This is a genomic window from Bradyrhizobium valentinum (genome assembly GCF_001440405.1).
GTDB classification, from domain to species: domain Bacteria; phylum Pseudomonadota; class Alphaproteobacteria; order Rhizobiales; family Xanthobacteraceae; genus Bradyrhizobium; species Bradyrhizobium valentinum.
Genome location: NZ_LLXX01000136.1, coordinates 1 through 6,796 on the forward strand (window position 1 = coordinate 1; position 6,796 = coordinate 6,796).

A 6,796-nucleotide genomic window follows, 5' to 3' on the forward strand; every position below is an offset into this window, starting at 1 on the left:
CCGCCTCGATGCCCTCGTGCTGTTCCGCGAGCAGCTTGCCGGTGCGGCCGAGCCCGGTCTGGATCTCGTCCAGAATCAGCATCACGTCATCTGCAGTGCAGAGTTCGCGCACTTCTGTAAAGTAACCTGACGGTGGGATGACGACGCCCGCTTCTCCCTGGATCGGTTCGACCAAAAAGGCGACCGTATTGGGCGTGATTGCCCTCTTCAGCGCCGTGGCATCGCCGAAGGCGATGATCTTGAAGCCCGCCGCGAACGGTCCGAAATGGTCACGTGCCGCCGGGTCGGTGCTGAAGCCAATGATGCCAAGGGTGCGGCCGTGAAAATTATCGGCGCAGACGATGATCTCGGCCTGCCCGTCTGGCACCCCCTTCACCTCATAGCCCCATTTGCGCACCGACTTGATCGCACTCTCCACCGCTTCGGCGCCGCTGTTCATCGGCAGCACCTTGTGGGAGCCGGTCAGCGCCGCGATCTCTTCGTAAAAGAGGGCCAGCTGGTCGTTGTGAAAGGCGCGCGACGTCAGCGTCAGCCGGCCCGCCTGCTCCACCATCGCGGCCAAGATCTTCGGATGGCAGTGGCCCTGATTCACCGCGGAATAAGCGGAGAGGCAATCGAGGTAGCGATGGCCCTGCGTATCCCAAACAAAGACGCCCTCGCCGCGCGACAGAACGACGCCGAGCGGTTCGTAGTTCTGGGCGCCAAAGCGCGCTTCCCTCGCGATGAAATCAGTGACCGATGGATCCATGTTTTGTCACTCCAGTTGGAGCGAACTGGCAGGCAGTGGGCTATCGCCATTTTCCAGCCTGCGAATGCCCGATGATCAAGTTACCACAGGCATTGCTTGCGGACGCATTGGGTGACGCTAAACGGCACTACCTATCGGGCTGGACAGAAACAACCTGGCGATCGGCCTGTTCCGGCTACAGGCATCACCGCACCTCCGACCAGACTGATCACAGTTGCTCCCGCTGCCGTGCGGTGGAACCCTCAGCGTTCGTGCCCGTTGCACCACGAAATCAAGCCCCAAGGAGGGCCTCCAACATGATGAAGATCGCTCTTGCCGTGTTGGCAGCCGCAGCGGTGCTGACTGCTCCGCTCGTCATTCCGGCCAAGGCTCAAGGCGTCAAGATGACCCAAGTAGATATGCAGACCGGGCGGCACCTCGACGACCGCGACCCCGGCTACTATAGGGAACGTCGGGGGTACGACTCCAACGCCACTGTTGGCGTCGGTCCAGGTGATGTCACCATCGGCCCACGACACCGCTGCCGCATGGAGACCATCACGATTGAACGGAACGACGGCCGCAGGATCACGCGCAGGGAGCGCCGCTGCGACTAAACGGCGGCGATGAGGAGGAGTCAGCCGCCCAGCGCCAGTCGTCATGCGACAACAGAAAGCGGGAGGCCAGCAAGCCGACCTCCCGCCCTGTTCAGGTGAAAAGGTAGACAAATAGCGCGATTCGCCCGAAGGCAGGCCGCCAAGTCTACTTATGATGTTCTGGAGTGAATGCCGAAGGAGTGTGCGACGGGACGATTTCAGCCTCGGCGGGATAAGGTCTCAGTTGGATTCGCGTCACTTTGACCGTGCGCCGGTCACTTCCGGTCTTCCCCAACAAGCGGACAATCCAGGAGCCGGTCAGCATGTCTCAAAGGTGCTAATTCCGGACTCATGCACCGCAGCAAACGACGTGCGTAGGATTGCAGTGATTTTACTCGATGTGCACTTTGAGCCAGGTCAATTCTATTGGTGCTTGGGGGCGTATTAATATTTGGTCCTCGCATCGTAATTAGAGACTGCGATGCAAGTTTTATCTACAGGAAGCGATGCCCGAGCGCACTTACCTGCTCCTCACGGTCGGGATCATCGCATTGATCTTCATAGTATCGATGACAATTCCTTTTGCCTCGATACTGATCGGCGCTGTTCTACTGCGTCACGCTCGATGGAAAGAGATAGTGCTGGTATCGAGCCTGGGCAGTGCGACGGGCGGGAACCGCCGATTGGTCTTGGCGCTGAAGAGCGGATGGTCGATACGAAAGCGATGGAGGTCGTCGTGGAGGAAGGCGACCGGCTTGTCTAGCTCTCCATCTCCTCCGAAAGCGATCGAGTTCGCGCAACGCTGGGGCAGACGTATACGCAACTACATTGCGCTCGATTCCAAAGTGCTCGGGATATTGCCGCGCATACGCGAAGATCGTTCAACTCTACCAATCGAGAGCCAATCGTTCGTCAGCAGCGGCGACGGCGTTTTTATCCCCGCATTTTCGTTTCCAGGATTTGACTCAATACCAGGAGTGATACTGGCCAAACACCGACCCAAATTCCCAACCGCTCTGCGTGGGCTTCTTGCAAAGCCGCTCTTAAAGCAGGATCGCTAATACTGGCAAGGACTGGCCTTAGGACTTCAAGCTGTGGCCCAAAGTACCATACCACCCATGCGAACGGGATAGAAATTAGTCCCAACCAAAACAAGACTTGAGGTAACATTTTCATTTTTTCCTCCTTGTGTTGCAGAGTCTAGTCATTCAGCGCGAGTGCCTTTGAATGGAGGCCCCTACTAGACCATCTTGCTAGGCTCCTCGCTGTGCCGTCGTGGTGCTGCGTCTTCTCAGTTTGACCGGAGCCGTTGCCGGAACGCCGCGAGCCGCTTTTTCAATTCCGGATCTCCCTCCGGGAGGGCGATCATGACGCCAATCCGGCGCGGCTGCAGCGCCGTCGAGCAGCGTGATGAACGCGCGTCGTTTCATTCGCACCTGGTCGGCCTCTTGTCCTCCAGGGAAAGGATAGCACACCTCGGTGGTGCAGGAGACCCTGCGCTGCGGAATTTCAACCCGTTGCGGCTTCCTGGTCGAGCGTGCGGGCGGAAATCTCCGCCGCCAGGTCGCAGTCAAGCACCTCTTTGACGTTCTGACCGATGCGCAGGGGATCGAGCAGTTGCAGGTTCGGGAAACCTTCGAGGAAAATGATTCGCACGACCAGCTTGTCAGCGTGCTCCATTTCTTCGATCGATTCCTTACGCCACTGCTTGGCCAGATCCTTGTAACCCCAATTGTCGAGCAGCCGGTAGTGCAACCAATATTCAATTCATGCCGCAGCGCCTTATTTAGAAATTCGACGACCTTTGCATCACCCTTCATAACCACGCTCCTGTTTTGGCCATGGTTCAGACTCTAGAAAATTTAGTCTGAACGATGCCACTGGATGGCGGCACCATTGAAGCCTAGGGCTGCTTGTCCGCGGGCGCAGCGAGTACGGCGCCGCCATCCGCACGACCGACTTTCGCTCCGTCAAAAACCTCGTCCATGATTTCTCGGATGTTGCGGGCGCAGCGACCGCAGCGGGCTCTGCAGCCAAGGCAGCTATAGACATAGCTGGTGGTTCGGCGCGTCGCAGTGTTGGCGACAGTTCGCACCTCGGTGTCGCTTAGGACGTTGCAGGAACAAACGATCATCGGAAGCCCGCTAGCTCCATTCCTATGTCTGCTTTATCGCAGTCACCTTCGGACTTCGGCGCAAATCCCAGCGATTTCCGCTCTACCCCGAAGAACGGACATCGGCGACAGCCGATGCGATGTCCGTCTCGTGCCAGATTCGGAGACTCATGCACCGCAGCAAACAACTAAAATTATTCGATCACTTCGGCGAACAGAAAATGCGGGATTGTGATCTCGCCGAATTGGCCCGCGTGAAGAGAGTAGATTTCCCGAAAGCGATTTGCGCATGAGCGACAGAGATCACCCCAAAGCTCTGCGCCCTCTCGTTGACGACGAAGGTCAATTAAGCGTCCTTTCAGCAGATCGCAGTGGTGAACTCATTCATGGTGTCCGTCCTTGCGGTGCTCGTTCATTGGTTGAAAATGGACGCACAGAAGACCTACGTCCTCTGGCTGAATCGGAACACCGAGGAGCAGGCATTCAGCGGCCGAGGGGCCCGTGCTCGGCAGGTTGCCGCACATCTCTCTGCCGAAGTACGTGCAGTCCTGGCAGACACCGAAGCGCCGATGCGCCCCACTCGTAGCTAGAGTGGACAACACTTGGTGCAGGGCGCGACGCATCGCAGTTCGCTCTGTCGCGTCGAGCGAATCCACGGCGCGCACCAGAACTTCGAACGGATCGCGTGCAAGGGCTTTTTTGCCCTTGCTCGTCAGTCGCAGACTTACGCTTCGCCCGTCCGTCTTGAATGGCTGTCGGACCAAGTACCCGCCCGCTTCAAGCGCCTTAATGGCTTGTGTTGCGGTGCCGCGGGTTGTCGCTTGAAATTCCGCGAATGCCGACGGGGTCCGCGAGAACGGGTTGGCACGGGCGAAGAAGCGGAGCGCCATCCATTGGGCCGGACTGAGCTCGCCGTCATAGCCCTCAGCTTGTACGAGCCGTCCCGCCTGCAGCAGGAGCTCTGCCGTTTCGCGCGCTGACATGTTTGCCTCTTCGAGATATAATAGCGTTTCGAAATTAACTTGACAACCGATTGGATGCAGATAATTTTGTTTCGAAACTAGTTTGAGGGCTTGATCATGGCCCGCAACGCGGCCCTGCCGATCCTTACAGCCGAACCCGGCCTCACCCGTTATCTTGAGGAAATCCGGCGGTTCCCGATGTTGGAACGCCGGGAAGAATACATGCTAGCCAAGCGCTGGCGCGAGCACGGCGATCGCGACGCGGCGCACAAGCTGGTTACCAGCCATCTGCGGCTCGTGACCAAGATCGCCAGGGACCATCGCGGCTACGGCCTGCCGATCTCCGAGGCGATCTCCGAGGGCAATGTCGGCCTGATGCAGGCGGTCGAGCGCTTCGAGCCGGAGAAGGGCTTCCGGTTCGCCACGTACGCCGTGTGGTGGATCAAGGCGGCGATCCAGGAATACATCCTGCGCTCGTGGTCGCTGGTGAAGATGGGCACCACGGCCAACCAGAAGAAGGTGTTCTTCAACCTCCGCAAGGCCCAGAGCAAAATCTCCATCCTCGACGATGGCGATATGCGGCTGGACCAGGTGAAGATTATCGCCCGGCGGATCGGCGTCACCGAAACGGACGTGATTTGCATGAACCGGCGGCTCGGCGGCGACGCCTCGCTCAACGCTGCGATCCGCGAGGACGGCGATTCCGGCGAGTGGCAAGACTGGCTGGTGGACGAATCCCCGGACCAGGAGACGACGCTCGCCGCCGGCGAGGAGTTCGATAACCGCCGCAAGACGCTGTCCGATGCGCTCACCGTGCTCAACAAGCGCGAGCGGCGCATCTTCGAGACGCGCCGGCTCGCCGAGGAACAGATCACGCTTGTGGAGCTGGCCGAGGAATTCGGCGTCTCCCGCGAGCGCGTGCGCCAGATCGAGGTGAGCGCCTTCGAGAAGGTGCAGAACGCAGTGAAGCACCCCGTCGCGGCGATGCCGACCCCGGCGTCTCTACAGGTGCGTTAGCTTCCAACCTCTCCCTTGGTGGGAGAAACTGACGATGGACGTGTCGCTATGGGTACGTTTTACGGCAACCGAACGACGCGAGAGGGGCGCCGCTCACCGGGTGCTGATCGAGCCCTCGCTCGACGATCCATGCACGGCACTTCGCATCATCGATCGGGCGCCTAAGCCGCGCACTGCAGATGGAAAGTTATCCGACGTTTCATAACGAAGTCGGGGTGCCGATCGTCCGCATTGGCTGCCGCGAGTTCAAGTGCATTGGGGATAAACCGCCACAAGATCACCCACACATCTTCCTCAAGATGGGCGATGCCAGTGAGATCGTCAGCCCCTATTGCTCTACGCTATTCCGCTTCGATCCGAGCTTGGGCGCACACGAAGCTGATCCGGCAGATTGTGCTTACGGTGACAGGGACTGAGTCAAAAAGCAGCAACGCTGCTTCCTTCGTCATGCCGGCCGCAGCCAATCAGCCTCAGGCGCCATCGTCCCGCAGTTTCGGGGCGGTTCACCATGACCACGAACGATCCGAATTCGGCAGGATGCAAGCCGGCAGGATGCAAGCGTCACGACGGCCGAAGCTAGAGCTGCGGCAGCAGCGGCAATTTCCACAGGTCTCTTCATGCACGATGCGACTATCTGATTTCGGGGTCGTCCCCGTTCAGACTGCCGTTCGCAGCCGCCTCATCGTGAACTCGATCTCCCCGCCTGGCAGCTCGCGCCAGTGCTCGATCTCGCTCATGTAGGCCGGCTTCGGGTAGTGATCGAGGAACTCCCTGACCGTTTGGCGGGCGTCGTCACGGCGCTGGGTGAAGGTCTCTCGCACGAAACCATCGCGGGCGCGGTGCTGCGCGCGATGATCGCGCATCCGGTCTGCCAGCTGACGCGGGGTCTTGAGCCCTGCCATCGCTGCTACTCCATATAAAGCGATGCCTATTAGATTGGTGCGATTCCGGTCCGGGCAAGTCCGGAGCAACCCATTACTGCAAAGAAAAAGGCGCGCCACGGCACCCCACAGCACTCCCGAAGCCGGAGAACCTTGATGGAGAGATGCCGCATAAATCCGCAGCCGAACTTTTGGCCGAGTGCCTTCGGCTTCTGGCGATGGATCCGCACACGCGATGCATTTAGCGCGTTAATTCGCCTGTTCCCTAAAGGAACGGGGCCGAATTGGACCTGCGGCAGGCTTGATCCGATGCCGACGCGAGCGGGCTTGGCCATTGCCCAAACGCTTATCGCGGCGGTCTAGGGAAGATGGGCGCTGGCAGATTGATGCGCTCATGCAGCCCTCGCTTGTAGGAGGCCGGATAAACCACCATATGTTAGTCTTACCCCCGTCTGAGGACCATTCTCATGGTTGTTGCTGGCGGCGATTACGTCCATTTC

General features: G+C 59.2%; 6 protein-coding genes and 1 pseudogene. 3 read left to right on the forward strand and 4 right to left on the reverse strand.

Annotated features, from left to right (window positions below; genetic code table 11):
• Positions 1-748: aminotransferase class III-fold pyridoxal phosphate-dependent enzyme (locus CP49_RS23680; protein ID WP_156438601.1), on the reverse strand; the 748-nt coding region annotated here is incomplete at its 3' end.
• 296 nt (positions 749-1,044) lie between these two features.
• Between CP49_RS23680 and CP49_RS23685 the strand changes: the two genes are divergently transcribed.
• Positions 1,045-1,344 carry a hypothetical protein gene (locus CP49_RS23685; RefSeq protein ID WP_057852596.1) on the forward strand — a complete coding sequence of 100 codons (300 nt, stop codon included), beginning with the start codon at positions 1,045-1,047 and terminating at the stop codon, positions 1,342-1,344.
• 1,494 nt (positions 1,345-2,838) lie between these two features.
• Here the strand turns inward: CP49_RS23685 and CP49_RS23695 are convergent.
• Both CP49_RS23695 and CP49_RS23700 read right to left on the reverse strand, forming a co-directional pair.
• A pseudogene (locus CP49_RS23695) lies at positions 2,839-3,143 on the reverse strand (ferritin-like domain-containing protein); the annotation flags it as partial.
• 673 nt (positions 3,144-3,816) lie between these two features.
• Positions 3,817-4,419 carry a MarR family winged helix-turn-helix transcriptional regulator gene (locus CP49_RS23700; RefSeq protein WP_057852598.1) on the reverse strand — a complete coding sequence of 201 codons (603 nt, stop codon included), beginning with the start codon at positions 4,417-4,419 and terminating at the stop codon, positions 3,817-3,819.
• A 96-nt stretch (positions 4,420-4,515) separates the two neighbouring features.
• Between CP49_RS23700 and rpoH the strand changes: the two genes are divergently transcribed.
• Entirely contained in the window at positions 4,516-5,415 is a 900-nt protein-coding gene (gene rpoH, locus CP49_RS23705) for an RNA polymerase sigma factor RpoH (RefSeq protein WP_057852638.1), read from the forward strand.
• Between the two features lie 179 nt (positions 5,416-5,594).
• On the forward strand, positions 5,595-5,831 hold the full coding sequence (locus CP49_RS23710) for a zinc-finger domain-containing protein (RefSeq protein WP_057852599.1): 237 nt from the start codon (positions 5,595-5,597) through the stop codon (positions 5,829-5,831).
• 240 nt (positions 5,832-6,071) lie between these two features.
• Here the strand turns inward: CP49_RS23710 and CP49_RS23715 are convergent, their stop codons facing one another.
• Positions 6,072-6,317, reverse strand: coding sequence for a hypothetical protein (locus CP49_RS23715; protein ID WP_057852600.1), 246 nt, complete (start codon positions 6,315-6,317; stop codon positions 6,072-6,074).
• Positions 6,318-6,796 lie beyond the last annotated feature (479 nt).

Bases quoted from the DNA above. Each gene is read 5' to 3' on its own strand.
- CP49_RS23685 (WP_057852596.1), top strand. From the start codon at position 1,045: ATGATGAAGATCGCTCTTGCCGTGTTGGCAGCCGCAGCGGTGCTGACT.
- CP49_RS23700 (WP_057852598.1), bottom strand. From the start codon at position 4,419: ATGTCAGCGCGCGAAACGGCAGAGCTCCTGCTGCAGGCGGGACGGCTC.
- rpoH (WP_057852638.1), top strand. From the start codon at position 4,516: ATGGCCCGCAACGCGGCCCTGCCGATCCTTACAGCCGAACCCGGCCTC.
- CP49_RS23710 (WP_057852599.1), top strand. From the start codon at position 5,595: ATGGAAAGTTATCCGACGTTTCATAACGAAGTCGGGGTGCCGATCGTC.
- CP49_RS23715 (WP_057852600.1), bottom strand. From the start codon at position 6,317: ATGGCAGGGCTCAAGACCCCGCGTCAGCTGGCAGACCGGATGCGCGAT.